Source organism: Nonomuraea sp. MG754425 (genome assembly GCF_021699195.1).
Classification (GTDB): Bacteria; Actinomycetota; Actinomycetes; order Streptosporangiales; family Streptosporangiaceae; genus Nonomuraea.
The window spans coordinates 41,511-57,946 of sequence record NZ_SSXE01000035.1; the positions used below are offsets into that span (position 1 = coordinate 41,511).

At 72.3% G+C, this 16,436-nt stretch carries 19 protein-coding genes; 3 read left to right on the top strand and 16 right to left on the bottom strand.

Annotated features, from left to right (window positions below; translation table 11 throughout):
- Positions 1-7 precede the first annotated feature (7 nt).
- The 7 genes from FAF44_RS15150 to FAF44_RS15180 form a co-directional block, all read right to left on the bottom strand.
- On the bottom strand, positions 8-1,219 hold the full coding sequence (locus tag FAF44_RS15150; RefSeq protein ID WP_237103783.1) for an amidohydrolase family protein: 1,212 nt from the start codon (positions 1,217-1,219) through the stop codon (positions 8-10).
- Complete coding sequence (locus tag FAF44_RS15155) at positions 1,216-2,034, bottom strand: IclR family transcriptional regulator (RefSeq protein ID WP_237103784.1); 819 nt, start codon at positions 2,032-2,034, stop codon at positions 1,216-1,218. The genes FAF44_RS15150 and FAF44_RS15155 overlap by 4 nt, the downstream gene beginning before the upstream one ends.
- Positions 2,018-3,223 (bottom strand): aminotransferase class V-fold PLP-dependent enzyme, encoded by a 1,206-nt coding sequence (locus FAF44_RS15160; RefSeq protein ID WP_237103785.1) that lies wholly within the window; start codon positions 3,221-3,223, stop codon positions 2,018-2,020. Before FAF44_RS15160 ends, FAF44_RS15155 begins: the two co-directional genes overlap by 17 nt.
- A gap of 11 nt (positions 3,224-3,234) precedes the next feature.
- On the bottom strand, positions 3,235-3,996 hold the full coding sequence (locus FAF44_RS15165; protein WP_272894532.1) for an amino acid ABC transporter ATP-binding protein: 762 nt from the start codon (positions 3,994-3,996) through the stop codon (positions 3,235-3,237).
- Positions 3,997-4,869 carry an amino acid ABC transporter permease gene (locus tag FAF44_RS15170; RefSeq protein ID WP_237103786.1) on the bottom strand — a complete coding sequence of 291 codons (873 nt, stop codon included), beginning with the start codon at positions 4,867-4,869 and terminating at the stop codon, positions 3,997-3,999.
- A 12-nt stretch (positions 4,870-4,881) separates the two neighbouring features.
- A complete protein-coding gene (locus FAF44_RS15175) occupies positions 4,882-5,820 on the bottom strand; it encodes a transporter substrate-binding domain-containing protein (RefSeq protein WP_237103787.1) in 939 nt (312 codons plus the stop codon).
- 157 nt (positions 5,821-5,977) lie between these two features.
- Positions 5,978-6,973: an iron chelate uptake ABC transporter family permease subunit gene (locus FAF44_RS15180; RefSeq protein ID WP_272894533.1), complete on the bottom strand. Its 996-nt coding sequence runs from the start codon at positions 6,971-6,973 to the stop codon at positions 5,978-5,980.
- Between FAF44_RS15180 and FAF44_RS15185 the strand changes: the two genes are divergently transcribed.
- On the top strand, positions 6,858-7,163 hold the full coding sequence (locus FAF44_RS15185) for a helix-turn-helix transcriptional regulator (protein WP_237103789.1): 306 nt from the start codon (positions 6,858-6,860) through the stop codon (positions 7,161-7,163). The two genes, FAF44_RS15180 and FAF44_RS15185, sit on opposite strands and share 116 nt — an antisense overlap.
- 24 nt (positions 7,164-7,187) lie before the next feature.
- Here the strand turns inward: FAF44_RS15185 and FAF44_RS15190 are convergent, their stop codons facing one another.
- From FAF44_RS15190 to FAF44_RS15220, 7 genes are all read right to left on the bottom strand, one after another.
- On the bottom strand, positions 7,188-8,447 hold the full coding sequence (locus FAF44_RS15190; protein WP_237103790.1) for an MFS transporter: 1,260 nt from the start codon (positions 8,445-8,447) through the stop codon (positions 7,188-7,190).
- On the bottom strand, positions 8,444-8,926 hold the full coding sequence (locus FAF44_RS15195) for a MarR family winged helix-turn-helix transcriptional regulator (RefSeq protein ID WP_237103791.1): 483 nt from the start codon (positions 8,924-8,926) through the stop codon (positions 8,444-8,446). Before FAF44_RS15195 ends, FAF44_RS15190 begins: the two co-directional genes overlap by 4 nt.
- Before the next feature lie 326 nt (positions 8,927-9,252).
- On the bottom strand, positions 9,253-9,696 hold the full coding sequence (locus tag FAF44_RS15200) for a hypothetical protein (protein WP_237103792.1): 444 nt from the start codon (positions 9,694-9,696) through the stop codon (positions 9,253-9,255).
- 61 nt (positions 9,697-9,757) lie between these two features.
- A complete protein-coding gene (locus FAF44_RS15205; protein ID WP_237103793.1) occupies positions 9,758-10,618 on the bottom strand; it encodes a DUF5753 domain-containing protein in 861 nt (286 codons plus the stop codon).
- A 33-nt stretch (positions 10,619-10,651) separates the two neighbouring features.
- On the bottom strand, positions 10,652-11,152 hold the full coding sequence (locus FAF44_RS15210) for a DUF6879 family protein (protein WP_237103794.1): 501 nt from the start codon (positions 11,150-11,152) through the stop codon (positions 10,652-10,654).
- Entirely contained in the window at positions 11,118-11,369 is a 252-nt protein-coding gene (locus FAF44_RS15215; protein ID WP_237103795.1) for a hypothetical protein, read from the bottom strand. Before FAF44_RS15215 ends, FAF44_RS15210 begins: the two co-directional genes overlap by 35 nt.
- 146 nt (positions 11,370-11,515) lie before the next feature.
- A complete protein-coding gene (locus FAF44_RS15220; protein ID WP_237103796.1) occupies positions 11,516-12,493 on the bottom strand; it encodes a DUF418 domain-containing protein in 978 nt (325 codons plus the stop codon).
- 112 nt (positions 12,494-12,605) lie between these two features.
- Between FAF44_RS15220 and FAF44_RS15225 the strand changes: the two genes are divergently transcribed.
- Together FAF44_RS15225 and FAF44_RS15230 are read left to right on the top strand one after the other, a co-directional pair.
- Positions 12,606-13,709: a sensor histidine kinase gene (locus FAF44_RS15225; protein ID WP_237103797.1), complete on the top strand. Its 1,104-nt coding sequence runs from the start codon at positions 12,606-12,608 to the stop codon at positions 13,707-13,709.
- A gap of 28 nt (positions 13,710-13,737) precedes the next feature.
- A complete protein-coding gene (locus FAF44_RS15230) occupies positions 13,738-14,385 on the top strand; it encodes a response regulator transcription factor (RefSeq protein ID WP_237103798.1) in 648 nt (215 codons plus the stop codon).
- Positions 14,386-14,412: 27 nt separating this feature from the next.
- Here FAF44_RS15230 and FAF44_RS56380 read toward each other — a convergent pair whose 3' ends face one another.
- Entirely contained in the window at positions 14,413-15,477 is a 1,065-nt protein-coding gene (locus FAF44_RS56380; protein ID WP_368857760.1) for an SBBP repeat-containing protein, read from the bottom strand.
- A complete protein-coding gene (locus FAF44_RS15235; protein WP_237103799.1) occupies positions 15,380-16,381 on the bottom strand; it encodes an esterase family protein in 1,002 nt (333 codons plus the stop codon). Before FAF44_RS15235 ends, FAF44_RS56380 begins: the two co-directional genes overlap by 98 nt.
- Between the last annotated feature and the right edge of the window lie 55 nt (positions 16,382-16,436).

Genomic DNA, 16,436 nt, shown 5'->3' on the forward strand with positions numbered 1-16,436 from the left:
CTCGTCGTCAGAGCCCCTTCGCGATTCGGCCGCCGGCCAGCACGAACGCCGGGTCGAGCAGCGCCCGCACGTCCTGGAGCGGGTCGCCCTCGACGGCGATCAGGTCGGCCAGGTAGCCGGGCTTGATCGCGCCCGCCCCGGCCAGGCCGGCGGCCCGCATGCCGGTCTCGGTGGCCGACATGAGCGCGTCGCGAACGGGCAACCCGCCCGCGATCAGCCCCTCCAGGCCGTCCACGACGCCGCCGGCGTGCGGGTGGCGCGGGATGCCGGAGTCGGTGCCGGCCAGGATCGGCACGCCGGCCTCGTGCATCGCGACGATCCAGCCGCCCCGGGTGCCGATGGGGATCGGATGCGCGTGCGCGCCGGACAGCCCGAGCGTCGGGCATACCCCCGCGCCCGACGCGACCAGCTCGCGCAGCACGGCCGCGTCGAAGCCGTCGTCGCCCTCCGGGGAGATGAACGTGCCGTGCTCGACGGAGTCCACCCCGGCGGCGGCCGCGGCCCGGATGCCGACGGTGGACAGGGCGTGCGCGGCGACGGTGACGCCGAGCGCGTGCGCCTCCGCGACGACCGCCGCCAGCGCCTGCGGCGACACCTCGAAGCGGACGGGGTCGGTGCCCGGCGTCATCCGGCCGCCCGTCACCATCACCTTGACGAGGTCGGCCCCGGCCTCGACCTCCTCGTGCACCGCGCGCCTGGCCCGGTCGGGGCCGTCGATCTCGTTGCCCATGAACCAGCAGTGGCCGCTCGGCCGGGTGAGGGGGCGGCCCGCGACCATCAGGCGGGGGCCGGGCGTCCTGCCCTGCCCGATCTCCTCGCGGATCCGGGCGGCCAGGGCTCGGGGATCCCCGTGCCGGGCGGCGGCCTGCGGCGCGCCGAGGTCGCGGGCGAAGGTGACACCGCTCTCCACGAGCTGCCGGGCCGAGACGCGCATCGAGTCGAGGCGGGCCTCGTCGTCGCGGGCCAGCATGGTGGCGACCGGGTCGGAGCCGGCGTCGAAGGCCAGGTGCACGTGGGCGTCCATGAGGCCGGGGAACAGGGTCCGCGAGCCCAGATCCAAGACCCCGCCCTCGGCCGGGTGGCCCGGCCGGTCGGCGGTGCGGCCGGTCCAGACGATGCGCTCGCCCTCGACGACGACGGTGGCGTCCTCGATGACGGTGCCGGCGGCGACGTCGGTGACAGCCCTGGCCGCCCTGAAGACGGTCCGGTCCGCGCTCATCGTTCCGACCCGCCTTCCCGGTAGCCGAGACTCTGCGAGACGGCGGTCGCGGTGTCCTGCACCGCCGCCGAGACGCTGGCCAGCCGCCGCTCGTCCACCCGCCGGTCGAGCATGGTCACGCAGACGCAGTAGCGGACCACGCCCTCGGTGTCCCAGACGGGCGCGGAGACGCCGACCGTGTGCGGGGTGATCTCCCCGTCGCTGACCCAGACGCCCTGCGCCCTGATCTTGGCGAGGATGTCCCTGATCTCGCCGGGGTCGGTGGGGGTGCGGTCGGTGTAGCGGGGCAGCGGCGCGCCGAGCACCTCCTGGAGGAAACGTTCGTCCTGGTAGGCGAGCAGGGTCTTGCCCGCGCCCGCGTTCAGCCCGATGGTGTCGCCGATCTCGACGGTGACGGCGGTCTCGGCGTTGATGTCGAGCCGCTCGACGCAGACGTAGCGGTGGCCGCGCAGGGTGTAGAACAGCACGACCTCGCCGGTCTGCTCGGCCAGCCTGATCAGGTGCCGCCTGGCGGCCGTGCGCGGGGCGCGCCGCCCGGCGGCCCGGCCCAGCGCGACGGCGGCGGGCCCCAGCGAGTACGACCCCCGCGCCTCGGCCTGCTCCAGGTAGTGGCGCGCCTCCAGCGACCGGACGACGCGGTGCGTCACGGCCTTGTGCATGCCGAGATGTTTGGCCAGGTCGGAGACCCGCCACTCGGCCTGGCCGACGAACGCCTCCAGCACGGTCAGCACGCGGTCGACGCCCTGCAGCGACGCGGGCTTGGTCGGCTCCTCTGTCACGTCTTCCTCCGAGCGCGCGTCAATGCCGTGGATCATGGGGACCATTGTCGGCCACCAGCCGTTCGACCAGCGACCCCACCTGAGCGATCTCCTCCTCGGTGTTGTAGTAGTGCGCCGAGGCGCGCACGACGGTGCTCAGCCCGCGCGCTGGCAGGTCCCACTGGGAGGAGGTGCCCTTGGACACGCTGACGTTGACCCGCTCGGCGGCCAGCGCGTGCTTGACCGCGTCGGGCGTCAGGCCGGCCACGGTGAAGGAGACGATGCCGCACCGGCTGCTGCCCAGGTCGTGGATCCGCACGCCGTCGATGCCGGCCAGGGTGCTCCGCAGCAGTTCGCCGAGGGCGACGACGCGCGCCTCGATGGCGGCCGTCCCGAGGCTCAGCGCGTAGTCGGCGGCGGCGCCGAGCCCGGCGACGGCGGCGTAGTTCTTCTCCCACGTCTCGTAGCGGCGGGCGCCGGGGGCCAGCTCGTACGTGCCGGGCGAGGTCCAGGTGGCCGAGCCGTTGTCGAGCACGGCGGGCTCGAACCGGTCCGTCATGCCCTCGCGGACGTACAGGAAGCCGGTGCCGCGCGGGCCGCGCAGGAACTTGCGGCCGGTCCCGGTCAGCACGTCGCACTTGAGCTCGGCCACGTCCAGGTCGAGTTGCCCGACCGACTGGCAGGCGTCCAGCAGGAAGGGCACCCCGGCGGCCGAGGCCAGCGCGCCGACCGCCGCGGCCGGGTTGATCAGGCCGCCCTGGGTGGGGATGTGCGTCATGGACACCAGCCGGACGCCCGGCTCGGCCAGCTCCCGTTCCAGGTGCGCGAGGTCGATCTGCCCGTCGGCGTCGTCGCCGATCACCCGCACCTCCACGCCGGTGCGGGCGGCCTGCTGGAGATAGGCGATGGCGTTGCTGCCGTACTCGGAGCGGCAGGTGAGGATGCGCTCGCCCGGTGTGAAGCGCAGGCCGTAGAAGACCACGTCCCAGGCGCGGGTGGCGTTGTCGGCGAGGGCGATCTCCGAGGCGTCGGCGCCGATCAGCGCGGCCAGCGAGTCGTAGACCGCGTCGAGCTGGGACTCCCGCCGCTGGTGCGTCTCGTAGCCGCCGTTCGCCGCCTCCTCCCGCAGGTAGTCCACGGTGGTCTCCAGGACGACGGCGGGCGGCAGGGCGGACCCGGCGTTGTTGAGGTGCACGAGGTCGCGGCAGCCGGGGGTGTCGGCGCGGACGCGGTCGATGTCGATCATCAAGGTGTGGGTCAGCCTCGTTTCAGGAATTCTCGGGCCCGCGCCGTCCGCGGGTCGGTGAGGACGGCGTCCGGGTGGCCCTGCTCGACGATGACGCCCTCGTCCATGAAGCAGACGTGGTCGGCGACCTCCCGGGCGAAGCCCATCTCGTGCGTGACCACGATCATCGTCATGCCGTCGGCGGCGAGGTCGCGCATGACGGACAGCACCTCGCCGACCAGTTCGGGGTCGAGCGCGGAGGTGGGCTCGTCGAAGAGCATGACCTTGGGCCGCATGGCCAGCGCGCGGGCGATGGCGACGCGCTGCTGCTGGCCGCCGGACAGCTCGTTCGGGTAGTGGTCGCCGCGGGCGGCCAGCCCGACCTGGTCGAGCAGGCGCAGCGCGAGCTGCCTGGCCTCCTCCTTGCCGGCGCCGTTGACCCGCAGCGGCCCGGCCGTCACGTTCTCCAGCGCCGTCATGTGCGGGAAGAGGTTGAAGCGCTGGAAGACCATGCCGATCTGGCGGCGCTGGTCGGCGATCAGCTTCTCGGGCAGCGGGACGACGTGCTCGCCCTCCACGCGCAGGCCGATCAGCTCGCCGTCCACCCAGACCTCGCCCTCGTCGGCGAGCTGCAGCCCGTTGACGCAGCGCAGCAGGGTGGACTTGCCCGAGCCGGACGGCCCGATCAGGCAGCTCACCGCGCCCCTGGCCACCGAGTAGTCGACGCCCTTGAGCACTTCGAGGTCGTCGAAGCGTTTGCGGATGCCGTGCATCTCGATCATCGGGGAGTCCATCTAGACCTCCTTGGCCACGGGGCGGGAGCGGGGCGCGTACCCCTTGGAGTACTTGCGTTCCAGCAGCCCCTGGACGTAGCTCAGCAGTGAGGTGAGCAACAGGTACCAGCACGCGGCGACGATGAGCAGCGGGATCGTCTGGTAGTTCAGCGCGTAGACGACCTGGGCGCTGTGCAGCAGGTCGGCCAGGCCGATCACGCTCACCAGGGCGGTGTTCTTGAACGTGGTCACGAGCTGGTTCGCGGTCGGCGGGATGATGGTCCGCACGGCCTGCGGCATGATGATCCGGAAGACTCTGCCGGGCCGCATGCCGAGCGCCTGGGCCGCCTCGTACTGGCCGCGGTCCACGCCGAGCAGCCCGCCGCGCACGATCTCGGCCATGTACGCGCCCTCGTTCAGCGACAGCGCGAGCACGGCCGCCGTCCAGGGCGTGACCAGGGCGTTGGCGTCGATGCCCGCCAGGGTGGGGCCGAACGGCACGGCCAGCTCGATCCGGGGGAACAGCGCGGCGATGTTGAACCAGAAGATGACCTGGATCAGCAGCGGCGTGCCGCGGAAGAACCAGATGTAGGTCCAGGCCGTCCGCGACACGAAGGGGTTGGCCGAGGTGCGCATCACGGCCAGGACGACGCCCAGCAGCGAGCCGACGACCATGACGATCGCGGTCAGCTCCAGGGTGAGCAGGAGCCCGCGCAGCATGACGGCGCTGAACAGGTACTGGCCGACGGTGGGCCAGCCGAAGTTGGGGTTGGTCAGGGCGGCGTCGAGCAGCGTCAGCGCCGCCAGGACGATGACGGCGATGGCGACGTAGCGCCAGGGGCCGGGCCGCGGCTCGCGGCGGGTGCGCCGGGCGGCGCCTGGGGTGACGGTCACGCGTTCGCCCGCCTAGCCCTTGAGCCGGCCCAGCTCGGCGGCCGGGAGGGCGTAGCCGGGCATCCCCCACTTGTCGTAGATCTGCTGGTACTCGGGGCGGCCGTGCAGCACTTCCATGGCCTTGACCAGCGCCTCGGTGAACTCGCTGCCCTTGACGACGGCCATGCCGCCGGTGGAGGTCAGGCTGGAGTCGTCCTTCAGCACCTCGAACTTGGCGCCCTGCGTCTTCTGCGCGTAGCCGAGCACCGGGCCGTCGGCCATCACGGCCGCCACCCGTCCGCTGGCCATGGCCTGCAGCACCTGGCTCTGGTCGGGCAGTTCGACGGCCTTGACGGCGGCCTTGCCCTGGCTCTCGCAGGTGTCGTCGCTGAGTTTGGGCAGCCGGGTGGTCGCCTGGAACGAGCCGACGGCCACGCCCACCTGGAGCCCGCACAGGGACGACGAGGTCAGCTTCTCGGGGTTGCCCGCGGGCACGGCGACGGCGGAGCCGCCCTTGGTGAAGGCCACCATGTCGAGCACTTCCAGCCGCTCGGGGCTCGCCGACATCGAGGCCAGCGCCATGCCGTACTTCTTCGACTGCAGGCCGGGGATGATGCCGTCGAGCGGGACGGACACGAGCGTGGGCTCCAGGCCCATCACCCTGGCCAGCGCCCGCCCGATGTCGGCGTTCAGTCCCAGGCTGGTCTTGCCGTCGCCCGAGACGAACGAGGTGGGCGGGGCGCCCGCGCTGAGCACCATGGTGATCTTCTTGGACTGCTGGAGGTCGGCCGGCAGCAGCGCCTGGACCTGCGGGTCCGGCTGGATCTGGGAGAACGTGTCGGCCTGTTCGAGGCTCGCGCCGCCGGTCGGCTGCCCCGCCTGGACGGCGTCGGTGGGGGTCGAACAGGCGGACAGCGAGGCCACCGCGGCCATCGACGCCAGAGCCGCCGCGGCAAATTGCACCCTCTTCACGAGCTTCACTTCCCTTGGTCTGTCTCTGTGAGAGAGACGACGTATCGCACAAAGGGACGCTAACGAAGACGGCGCTCCGCGGTCAAGAGTTACGGATGTCCCAAATGTCCAAGCAGCCCGTCAGCCGGCGGCCCGGACCTCCCGGCCGCGTCGCCGGTCAGCGGGCGGACGGGGCCCCGTGGCGGCCGGCCCGGCCGGCGAGCAGCCCGATGAGGTAGCAGCCGCCGATCACCGTGGTCACCACGCCCACGGGCAGGGCGACCGGGGCCAGCAGGAGCTGCGCGGCCACGTCGGCGGCCAGCAGCAGCACCGCGCCCGACAGCGCCGCCGGGGCCGCCGGGACGCCGGGCGCGCGCGTCAGCAGCCGGCCGATCTGCGGCGCGGCCAGCGCGACGAACACGATCGGCCCGGCCACCGCCGTCACCGTCGCCGTGCAGCCGACACCCGCCAGCACGAGCAGCAGCCGCAGCCGGCCCAGCGGCACGCCGGAGGCCAGCGCCTGGTCGTCGCCGAGGGCCGTCTGCCGCATGCCGGGCGAGAGCGCCACCAGCAGCAGCGCGAGCGCGGCGATGACCGCGAACGGCAGGACGACCTCGTGCCGGTCCATGCCGTTCAGCGAGCCCGCGCTCCAGCCGGTGGCGGCGATGGCCACGTCCAGCTCCGCGCGCAGCACGATCCAGGCGTTGAGCGCCGTCAGCATCGCGTTCACGGCGATCCCGACGACGATCAGGCGCAGCCCGCCCAGCCGCGACCCGAGCGACAGGACGTAGACGGCCGCCGCCGCCAGCAGCCCGCCCGCGATCGAGCCGGCCGCCAGGTATGCCGCGCCGCCGCCCAGCACGGTCATCGCGAACAGCGCGCCGGTGTAGGCGCCCGCGTCCAGGCCGACGACGTCGGGGCTGCCGAGCGGATTGCGGGTCAGGCTCTGGAAGACCGCGCCCGCCAGGCCCAGCGCCGCGCCGAACACGAGCGCGGCCAGCACCCTCGGCAGCCACCACTCCGGCCACCACGCGACCGGGACCGGGTTCGCGCTGACCGTGGCGCGGGCGCTCTCGCACGACCCGGGCGACGAGGCCGGGCTGACGGAGTGGGCCGAGCGGCTGCACGTCAGCGTCAAGACGTTGCAGCGGGACTTCGAGCGGGAGTTCGGCATGCCGTACTCGAAGGTGCGGACCAAGCTGCGGCTCAGCACCTCCCGGGTGCTGCTGGAGACCCGCCCGGTGGCCGAGGTGACGCACCGGGTCGGGTACTCCAGCCCGTCGGCGTTCATCACGGCCTTCACGCGGGAGTACGGCTGCACTCCGGGCCGCTGGGCCGGGCGCGGGCACGAAGAGAACGGCTGAAACCCTTCGCGCCCGCGCCGCCCGTCAGGTGGGGGTGCCGGTGCCGGCCTCGGCGGCCTCGGTCACCTCGGCGTCCCGCTCGCCCCGCCCGGCGTGCGCGTCGAGCCGGGCCTGGTTGCTCTCGGCCCGCATCAGGTCATGGTGCCCGGTGGCCAGGATCGCGATGCCGACCAGGATCGCACAACCGCCGATGACGAACGGGACGTGCACGTTGAAGTGCTCGGCGAGCTGCCCGGCCGCGAACGGGGCCAGCCCGCCCCCGATGAAGCGCACGAACCCGTAGGCCGCCGAGGCCACCGGCCGCTCCACCGGCGCGACCATCATCACGGCCTGCGTGGTCAGCGTGTTGTTCACGCCGATGAAGATGCCCGCCACGATCACGGCGGTGACCAGCACCGCCCGGTCGTCCACGAACGCGGCGATGACGAAGATGACCACCGCGAAGCACGCGAGGTTGCCGTAGAGCGTGCGGGCCAGCCCGAACCTGCGCTGCAGCCAGGGCGCGCCGGCCACCGAGAAGATCGCCACCATCAGGCCCCAGCCGGTGAAGACGAGGCCGAGCTGGATGGCGTCCAGCTCCATGGGGAAGGGGGCGTAGCCGAGCACGGTGAAGAAGCCCCAGTTGTAGCACAGGGCCGTCAGGCTCATGATCAGCAGGCCGCGGTGGCGCAGGGCCCTGAGCGGGTCGAGCAGCGCGGTCTTGCGGACGGGCCTGGGCTGCGGGCGGACCATCAGGGCGGTCGCGACCAGGGCGATGGCCATCAGCACGGCCACGCCGTAGAAGGGGCCGCGCCAGCTTATGTGGCCGAGCGCGCCGCCGAGCAGCGGGCCGACGGCGATGCCCAGGCCGAGCGCGGCCTCGTACAGGATGATCGCGCCGGTGAAGCCGCCGCTGGCGGCGGCCACGATGACGGCCAGGGAGGTGGCCACGAACAGGGCGTTGCCCAGGCCCCAGCCCGCGCGGAAGCCGATGATGCCGCCGACGCTGTCGGAGGTGCCGGCCAGCGCGCTGAACACGACGATCAGCACGAGGCCGGCGATCAGCGTCCACTTGGCCCCGATGCGGCTCGACACCCAGCCGGTGACCAGCATCGCGACGGCCATGACGACCAGGTAGCTGGTGAACAGCAGCGTCACCTGGCTCGGCGAGGCGTTCAGGTCGGAGGAGATCGCGGGCAGGATCGGGTCCACGAGGCCGATCCCCATGAAGGAGATCACGCACGCGAAGGCGACCGCCCAGACGGCCTTGGGCTGGCGGAACGGACTGGGGGCCGGGCTGCTCATTCGCTCACCTCAGGGACGGGGGCAGGGGAGTCGGCCAGGCCGTGGGCGCGGGCGGCCAGCCGTTCGAGGGCGGGCAGCGCGGCGGCGATGGCGGCGCGGTCGGCCGCGGGCACCTCCGCCAGCAGCTCGGCCAGCCGCTTGGCCTGGACGGCGCGCCGCCGGGCCAGCTCGGCGCGGCCGTGCTGGGTGACGGCGACCACGACGGCCCGGCCGTCGGACGGGTCGGGCCGCCGCTCGGCCAGCTCCTCGCGTTCGAGCCGGGAGACGAGCTGGGTCATGGCGGGCTGGGTGACGCCCTCCATCGCGGCCAGCTCGGTGAGCCGGCGCGGGCCCAGGCGTTCGAGGTTGGCCAGCGTGGACAGCGAGGTGATCGACAGGTCCCGGGGGACGTCGAGCAGGCGCATCATCGTCCTGATCCGGGCCAGCCCGACCGCCAGCTCCAGCTCGTCCACCGGCTGGGAAGGGGGATCGGATTCCATAAGTAACTTATATCACCATCTTATGTATATGGTGACAGGCGGGTAGAGAGGCCACCTTCCGGAACGCCCCGCCTGTACGGAGACCAGGGCCTCATGGCGTGTAGTCCGACCACGTGGGAGGTGGCCACGGTGCGGAAGGCGGGGTCCCGGCGCAGCATCGGGCATTCGGCCAGCGCCTTGGCGATGCGGTTCCAGCACGTCGGCGGGGCGTTCGTGCGCCCGCCGTCCGAGCCGGTTGCGCTCGGACACGGCATACGGGACGGTCGTGCTGCCGCTCACGCTCTCGTACGGGCGTCGGCCGGTGGTGCCGCCCTGCTGCTTTGGAACTATGCGCCGATCGCCGACCCATGGCGTCCCTCCGGCGTTGCGGGAACCGCCGTCTGCCGCGCCACCAGGAGGGCAACACGCCCAGGCAGAATCGCCGGTACGACCTCCACCCTGGCGGCCCGCGGCTCGTCGCCTGCCCCGACGCGTGCCAGCGCAACCAGGTAACTACCGGAGCGCTCCCCGATGGACACCGTGGCGACCCGCCATCCGGCGTCGGCGTAGATCACGAGTTCCGGAGGATGCCAAAGAGACTCCTCGCTCGCGTACAGCCTGATCGCGCACCGGGTCGGAACCTGCCGCTTGATCAGTTCAGCGTGAATGCCGGTAGTCGTCAGGTGCGTCAGAACCAGGTCGAGGGCCGCGCTCTGCTCCGCCGCCGTCTCCTCGGTGATCGGCCGACAGAGCAGTACGGCATCCGAACCTGATGTGTGTGTGCCCGCCATGCCTCGACGGTAGGAGGGCGCGCTTCGGCGACTCCACAAACTTGCGGATACTTGCCGACGGCTACTCGAAGGAGTCCATCGCTCGCTTGATTAGAGCTCGGGCTTCTCGTCCGAAAACGGCAATTTCGTGGAAGTGCAGGAACGCCTCGGTGTACATCTCGATCTCTCGCGGTTGAGTGATCGTGAGGAAGCCTGAGACCAACTCCACGTTGGCCTGCACGTCATCGAAGACGTAGAAGTTCTCGACAGGCCAGCGGCCCGCACGCTCGACGTCGGGCGGGATCACGGCCAGGGACACCGATGGCAGGGCCATGGCCTCCAGCAGATACCCGAGCTGTCCGATCATCACCTCAGGCCCGCCACGCCGATAGGTGAGCGCTGCCGCCTCCAGGATGAAGACGAACCGGTGATCGCCCTCGTAAAGGATGTGCTGACGGGCCATACGCTCGGCGACAGCATCGGCGACATCATCCACCGGCACTTTTCTGCCGTCGCGGATGGCCGCCAACGTCGCCGTGGTGTACCCGGCCGTCTGAAGAAGACCTGGGATGACGTCCTGACAATATGACCGATAAAGCCGGGTGCGTTCATACAGCTCACGCACTGCGACGTTCAGATGGGTCAAGCCGGTCTTTTCGGCCCGCCGCCAGTCCAGCCACGCCGAGTCCACCGCACGAAGCTCGGCGATCAACTCAGGCAGCAGGCCGGGGACCCCACAGGCTTGCACCCAAGCGGCCACATCGCTTTCGGACGGCTGCTTTTTGGCGTTCTCGATCCGCGAGGTCTTGGACTCGTGCCAGCCGGCGAGAGCGGCGAGTGCCCTGGCGTTCAGGTGAGCATCAAGGCGGATGTCACGTAACCGCAGCGCAAGAGCCTGCCTGGCCGCCTGGGCGCTAGAACTGGGTGAGTGCGAACTGTGCATGGATCTATGGAGCTGATGTGATCAGTCGGTCAGTCAGATCCGATACTCCAGATGATCGGTCGCCCGCTCCCATGCAGCCGCGAATGCGGCAGCACAAAGCTTCACCGTGCCGACGTCGTCGGTCTCGTCATTGGAGACCCATGCGCCGTCTCCAGCGAAATGACAGAACTGAACCAACTTGTCATCGAAGATCCACACATCGTTTCCCGGCAGAGCGAGGTCAGACGCCGAACTCCGAGGCAGCCACCTGATCACCTCTCCGGCAGACAGATTGACGCCGGGAGTAACCGCGTGCTCGAAAGAGATATAGGTGCTGACAGGCTCTGACACGATGCGGACGCGATGCATCGCCACCCCGCGCGCGACAGCCGCCTGTGCCGTGGCCGTCCAGCCCGAATACCGACGGACGGCCTCGTCGACATCACCGGCTTCCCAGGCCAGATAACCAGGGTCGCCGGTCATGTACTGGTCGCGCATCTCCAGCTTGAACGCAGTGCGCTCACACGTCGCCAGGAGTTCGCTGAAGTCCGCCACGGCATGCCTCCATGATGATCTCGATCATGCGCGCCGGAAGGCGCACAACCGATTCGCTGTCCAGAATCGGGCTCTTGTCATTGACCCACGCAAGCGTCTCGGGGTCCGTCACGGTCGCGCCTTGGAAGAAGAAGTCACCCGTAACGGGCTCCCTGAAGACGGCCGGGCAGTTGTTGCCCGGGTTGTCGGGGTCCTTGCCGTAGAACGCTAGCGCCATGACGATCTCCTACGTTTCGGGCTTGCGACTCCTTGCGCACCTGTGAGCCTGAACGGTCTCACGACCGGCGTCAATACCTGCGAACAACGTCCGTTGTGTTTGGTGGTGGTCGCAGGCGGGTGCCCCGGCTGGGCTGAGGGGCGGGGTCAGGACGTGCGCAGGGCGGGGCGGCGGGCCCAGGTGGCCCAGCGCCACAGCCACTCGATCGGGCCCTGGCGGTAGCGGCCGAGCCAGAGGGTGGACCAGAGCCACTGGAGGAGGAGGATGGCGCCCGCGATGATCAGGACCCAGGCGAGCGGCCACTCGTGCGGCGCGCCGCCCAGCAGCGCGGCGGCCATCAGCACGAGCATGGTGGCGGTCAGGTAGTTGGTCAGCGCCATCCGTCCCAGCGGCGCGAAGACGGCCTCCAGCACGGGCCGCAGCGGCGTCCTGAGCAGCACGAGCAGCCCGCAGACGTACCCGCCCGCGATCAGCAGGCCGGCCAGGGCCATGGCGAAGCGCACCTCCCCGGCCTGCAGCAGGGACGCGGGCACCGCCAGGGCGGCGAACAGGACGCCGAGAAGCGCGGGAACGCGGGCCGAGCGCTCGATGCGGTCGATCACTCCGTACCGGGTCAGCGCCGAGCCCAGCAGGAAGAGGCCGGGAACCACCGCGAACTGCCCGGCGGCCAGCACCAGCGCCCCGGTCAGGAGCGCGAGCGCCAGCCCGGCCACCGCCCAGCGAGGCAACCAGGTCGAGGGCAGCAGCACGACCAGCCCGACGACCGCGTAGACGGCCAGGATGTCGCCCTGCCAGAGCAGCAGGTGATGTGCCAGGCCCAGCGCGAGCAGCGCCAGCAGCCTGCGCAGCAGCAACAGCCGGGGCCGGGCGGTCCGCTCCGCCGCCGAGCGCAGCAGCAGCGAGAACCCGATGCCGAACAGCACCGAGAAGATCGGGTAGAACCGCTGGTCGACGAGCAGCCCGAGCCAGGCGTGCGCGGCGCTCGCCTGGGTCTCCGACACGACCACCCCGCCGGCGTCGGCGATCGGCCGGACGTTGGCCAGCAGGATCCCGCACAACGCGAATCCGCGGATCACGTCCAGCGCCGCGATCCGGGGGCGTCCTTGACGTACTTCAGATGACATGGGACCTCATCCTGCGAGCCAGGACCCGGCCCCACATCGACTCAAAGCAGGGAACATCCCAGTACTTTCGGCCGGTACAAGCCGCCGGGGCCCTCACCCTAACCTGGACACCGTGCATGTTCCGGATCGCCGCGCGGTGACCGCCGACGCCGGGCTCGGCGTGGTGTTCGCGCTGGTCGTCGCCTTCCAGGCGTACCGGGTCGCCGAATCCTGGGGCGCCGGATACTGGGTGTTCGGCGCGGCCGTCGGCGCGTCGGTGGGCCTGCTCGCCCTGCTGCGCCGCCGGGCCCGGCGGTGGACGGCCGTCGCCGGCCTGGCCGTGGCCGCGTCCGCCGTCGTCGTCGCCCTGCTCGCCCGGCTGCCCGCCGAGCCCGGCCCCGCCACGTCCCTCGGTCTGGCGGTGCTCGTCGGCTCCGCGGTCAGGACGCTGCCCGCCGTCCCGGCCGGCGCGCTCGCCGCCGCGGGGATGGCCGTGCCGGCGGGCGGTCTCCTCGCCCATCCGGGGTCGGCCGTGCCGGTGCTGGGCGGCCTGGCCTGGCTCGCCGCCGTGGCGATCGGGCTGGCCTCCCGGCTGCTGGCCGTCCGCCGCCGCGCCGCCGCCGAGCGGGTACGGCGGGCCGAGCGCCTCGACCTGGCCAGGGAACTGCACGACGTCGTGGCCCACCACATCACCAGCATCGTGCTCCAGGCCCAGGCCGCCCAGCTCGTCACCCGCAAGCACCCGGAGAAGAGCGCCGGCTCCTTCGCCGGCATCGAGACCGCCGGGTCCGAGGCGCTGGCCGCGACCCGTCGCGTGGTCGGCCTCCTGCGCGAGCCCGGCTCCGGCGGCGCGGGCCACGAACGGCTCGGCGAGCTGGTCGAAGGCTTCGAAAGCCATGGCAGGCGGGCCCGCCTGCGACTCGACGCCGAGCCGGACGACTGGCCGGCCGAGGTGCGCAGCACCGTGTACCGGGTCGTGCGCGAGGCGCTGACCAACGTCTCCCGGCACGCCCGGCACGCCCGCGCGGTCACCGTCGACATCACCCAGGACGAGCGGGCCGTCACGGTCGTGGTCGAGGACGACGCCCCGCACACGACCGCCCGCCGCCGCGCCGGCTACGGCCTCATCGGCATGCGCGAACGCCTCGAAGCCCTCGGCGGCACCCTGGCCGCCGGCCCCCGCCCCGGCTCCGGCTGGACCGTCCGCGCCACCATCCCCACCGGCCGGCGCCGATGACGCCGCCCGCGCCCGTGCGGGAGCGGCCGTGACCATCCGGGTGCTGCTGGCCGACGACCAGGCGATGATCCTGGCCAGCCTGCGGATCATCCTCGAGGACCAGCCCGACATCACCGTGGTCGCCGAGGCCCGCGACGGCGTCGAGGCGATCGAACAGGCCCGCAGGACGCGCCCGGACGTGTGCCTCGTGGACATCCAGATGCCCCGCCTCGACGGGATCGAGGTCGCCCGTGCACTGGCCGACGCCCCGCCTCGAGTGGTCATGGTCACCACCTTCGACCTGGACGAGTACGTCCACGACGCGCTGCGCGGCGGCGCGGCCGGCTTCGTGCTGAAGGACGCCGGCCCCGGCCTGCTGGTCGAGGCTGTACGGGCCGCGCACGCCGGCGACGCGCTCATCTCGCCGTCGATCACCCTGCGGCTACTGCGCCACCTCGCCGACCGCGCGGGCCGGAGCACCGCCCGCGCGCCCGCACAGCCCCTGACACCGAGGGAGACCCAGATCGTCCGGGCGGTGGCCAGAGGACGCACCAACCAGGAGATCGCCGATCGCCTGTTCATCTCGCTCAGCACGGTCAAGGGGCACGTGTCGGGCGTCCAGGCCAAGCTGGGCGTGCGCAACCGGGTCGAGATCGCGGCCTGGGCCTGGGAGAGCCACCTGATGGACCCGTCGTGACGGGCCCATCAGGTGGGCGGGAGCGGGTCAGCCCGGCACGGTGGCCAGGAAGACGTCCCCGTTGCCCGGGGCCGCGCCGCCCTCCGGGCTCCCGTAGGTCAGGCCGCTGATCGCCACCTGGCCGTCGGACGTCGTGGCGGCGTACAGGTTGGGCTCCGCGAACGGGTCCACGGCGTCGTCGCGGGCCGTCCCGAGCTGGGCCGCGCCGCGCTGGACGCCCTTCGCGTCCAGCCGCACGGTCACGACGTCGGCCCCGCCGGCCTGCACGCCGACCCGGCCCCGGGTGTAACCGGCGACCGTCACCTCACCGCCGGGACGGGCGGTCACGGCCGCGCCCTCGTCCGCCGACGGCGTGGCGAGCGTGTGCTCCCAGCGCTTCTTGCCCCGGCCGTCGTAGGCGACGGTGAGCGCGTCGCCCGACGCGGCGCCCGTGGCCACGGCCAGGCCGGTCGTGGTGACGGTGACCGCGTTCAGCCGGTCGTCGCCCGCGCCTCCGGCGGTGGCGGCCCACTTCCTGACGCCGTCCGGGGAGTAGGCGGCGATCCAGCCGTCCAGGCCGCCGAGCGCGGTGGTGCCGGGCAGGGCGGCGGTGGCGCTGCCGGTCAGGTAGAGGGTGGTGGCGTCGGCGGCGACGCCGGTCGCCTTGTCCTCGCCGGGGCCGCCGTACTGGCGGATCCAGGCCAGCTCGCCGTCGGGGGTGAGGCGGGCGACGATGGCGTCCTTGTCGCCGGCGTTGGGGCCGTCGAGCGCGCCCTTGGTGTAGCCGGCCACGTAAGCGCCGCCGTCGGGAGCGGCGGCCAGGCCGTACAGGCGGTCGGCCGCGTCCGGGGCGCCGAACTGGGTGATCCAGCGGGTCTTCCCGTCGGCGTCGAGCCTGACCACGAACGCGTCGTCCGTGGTGTTCCCGGCGTGCCGGCCGTCCAGGTCGCCCTTGGTGTAGCCGGCCGCGAGCACGCCGCCGTCCGGCAGGGCCGCCACGCCGTACAGGCGCTCGTCAGCCGCCGTGCCGAGTTGCCTGGTCCAGGCCCCGGTCCGGGCCCCGGTCCGGGTCAGCACGGCGTCCAGGCGGCCGGCGTGCTCCTGGCCGTGCACCGGGCCGGACGCGGCGTACCCGACGGTCAGGCTGCCGTCGGCGTGGGCGGCGACGCCGCCGGCCCAGTCGGTGCCGGGCGTGCCGTGCAGCGGGGCGGGCAGCCCCGTCGGCGGGGTGACGCTCAAGCCGGGGCCGAGTTCGGCCATGGCCTGCTCGAAGGCGGGGGTCCAGACCGTCCAGTCGTGGCCGCCGGCCAGGACGCGGAGCTGGGCGGAGATCGCGGGGGCGCGCCTGGCGGCGTTGTACAGGGCGGCGGTCGGAGAACTTCGCGCCGTCGCGGCCGAACGCGCCGTAGTCGCGGGCGGAGGAGTCCGACGGCGGCAGCGGCGTGTAGACGGCGGGGCTGAGCACGGCGGCGGCCCCGAACAGGTCCTGGTGCGCCAGCGCGAACCGCAGCGCGCCCGCGCCGCCCATCGAGTAGCCGCCGACCAGGCGGGCCTGCCTGATGGGGGCCGTCCGGTAGGTGGCGTCCACGTGCTTGACCAGGTCGCGGGTCAGCGCCGTCTCCACCGGGCGGCCGGGGAGGTCGTCGCCGGTGTAGCGCGAGTCCACGTACCAGTTGCCGCGTTCGCTCCAGGGGGCGTCCGGCATGACGGCGATGACCGGCGGGATGCGCCTGGTGCGGATCATGTCGTCGAGGGTCGTGCGCACCCGGGTCCACGCCTGCATGCTGTCGCCGCGGCCGTGCAGGAGGTAGAGCACGGGGTAGCGGGCGGTGTCGCGGTCGTAGCGGGCCGGTAAGTAGACGTTGTAGGCGATGTCCTCGCGCAGGGCCGGTGAGGGCGCGCTGCCGGTGGCGAGCGTCCCGGCCGCCCGCGTGTCCGTCTGACCGGGCGTGACGGTCAGGGCGAGCGCGGCCAGGACGGCGAGCGCGCCGGCCGCGATCCATCGGGGTACGGGCATCGACACTCCTGTAAACGTTTACCGTAAGTACGTGTTGTTTCGGGAGAGTTTCATG

Coding starts and splice junctions, on each gene's coding strand:
- FAF44_RS15180 (WP_272894533.1), bottom strand. CDS start 6,973: ATGCCGAACTCCCGCTCGAAGTCCCGCTGCAACGTCTTGACGCTGACG.
- FAF44_RS15215 (WP_237103795.1), bottom strand. CDS start 11,369: ATGGCGCTAGCGTTCTACGGCAAGGACCCCGACAACCCGGGCAACAAC.
- FAF44_RS15200 (WP_237103792.1), bottom strand. CDS start 9,696: ATGGCGGGCACACACACATCAGGTTCGGATGCCGTACTGCTCTGTCGG.
- FAF44_RS15165 (WP_272894532.1), bottom strand. CDS start 3,996: ATGGACTCCCCGATGATCGAGATGCACGGCATCCGCAAACGCTTCGAC.
- FAF44_RS15235 (WP_237103799.1), bottom strand. CDS start 16,381: ATGCCCGTACCCCGATGGATCGCGGCCGGCGCGCTCGCCGTCCTGGCC.
- FAF44_RS15150 (WP_237103783.1), bottom strand. CDS start 1,219: ATGAGCGCGGACCGGACCGTCTTCAGGGCGGCCAGGGCTGTCACCGAC.
- FAF44_RS15205 (WP_237103793.1), bottom strand. CDS start 10,618: ATGCACAGTTCGCACTCACCCAGTTCTAGCGCCCAGGCGGCCAGGCAG.
- FAF44_RS15220 (WP_237103796.1), bottom strand. CDS start 12,493: ATGTCATCTGAAGTACGTCAAGGACGCCCCCGGATCGCGGCGCTGGAC.
- FAF44_RS15160 (WP_237103785.1), bottom strand. CDS start 3,223: ATGATCGACATCGACCGCGTCCGCGCCGACACCCCCGGCTGCCGCGAC.
- FAF44_RS15155 (WP_237103784.1), bottom strand. CDS start 2,034: ATGATCCACGGCATTGACGCGCGCTCGGAGGAAGACGTGACAGAGGAG.
- FAF44_RS15190 (WP_237103790.1), bottom strand. CDS start 8,447: ATGAGCAGCCCGGCCCCCAGTCCGTTCCGCCAGCCCAAGGCCGTCTGG.
- FAF44_RS15195 (WP_237103791.1), bottom strand. CDS start 8,926: ATGGAATCCGATCCCCCTTCCCAGCCGGTGGACGAGCTGGAGCTGGCG.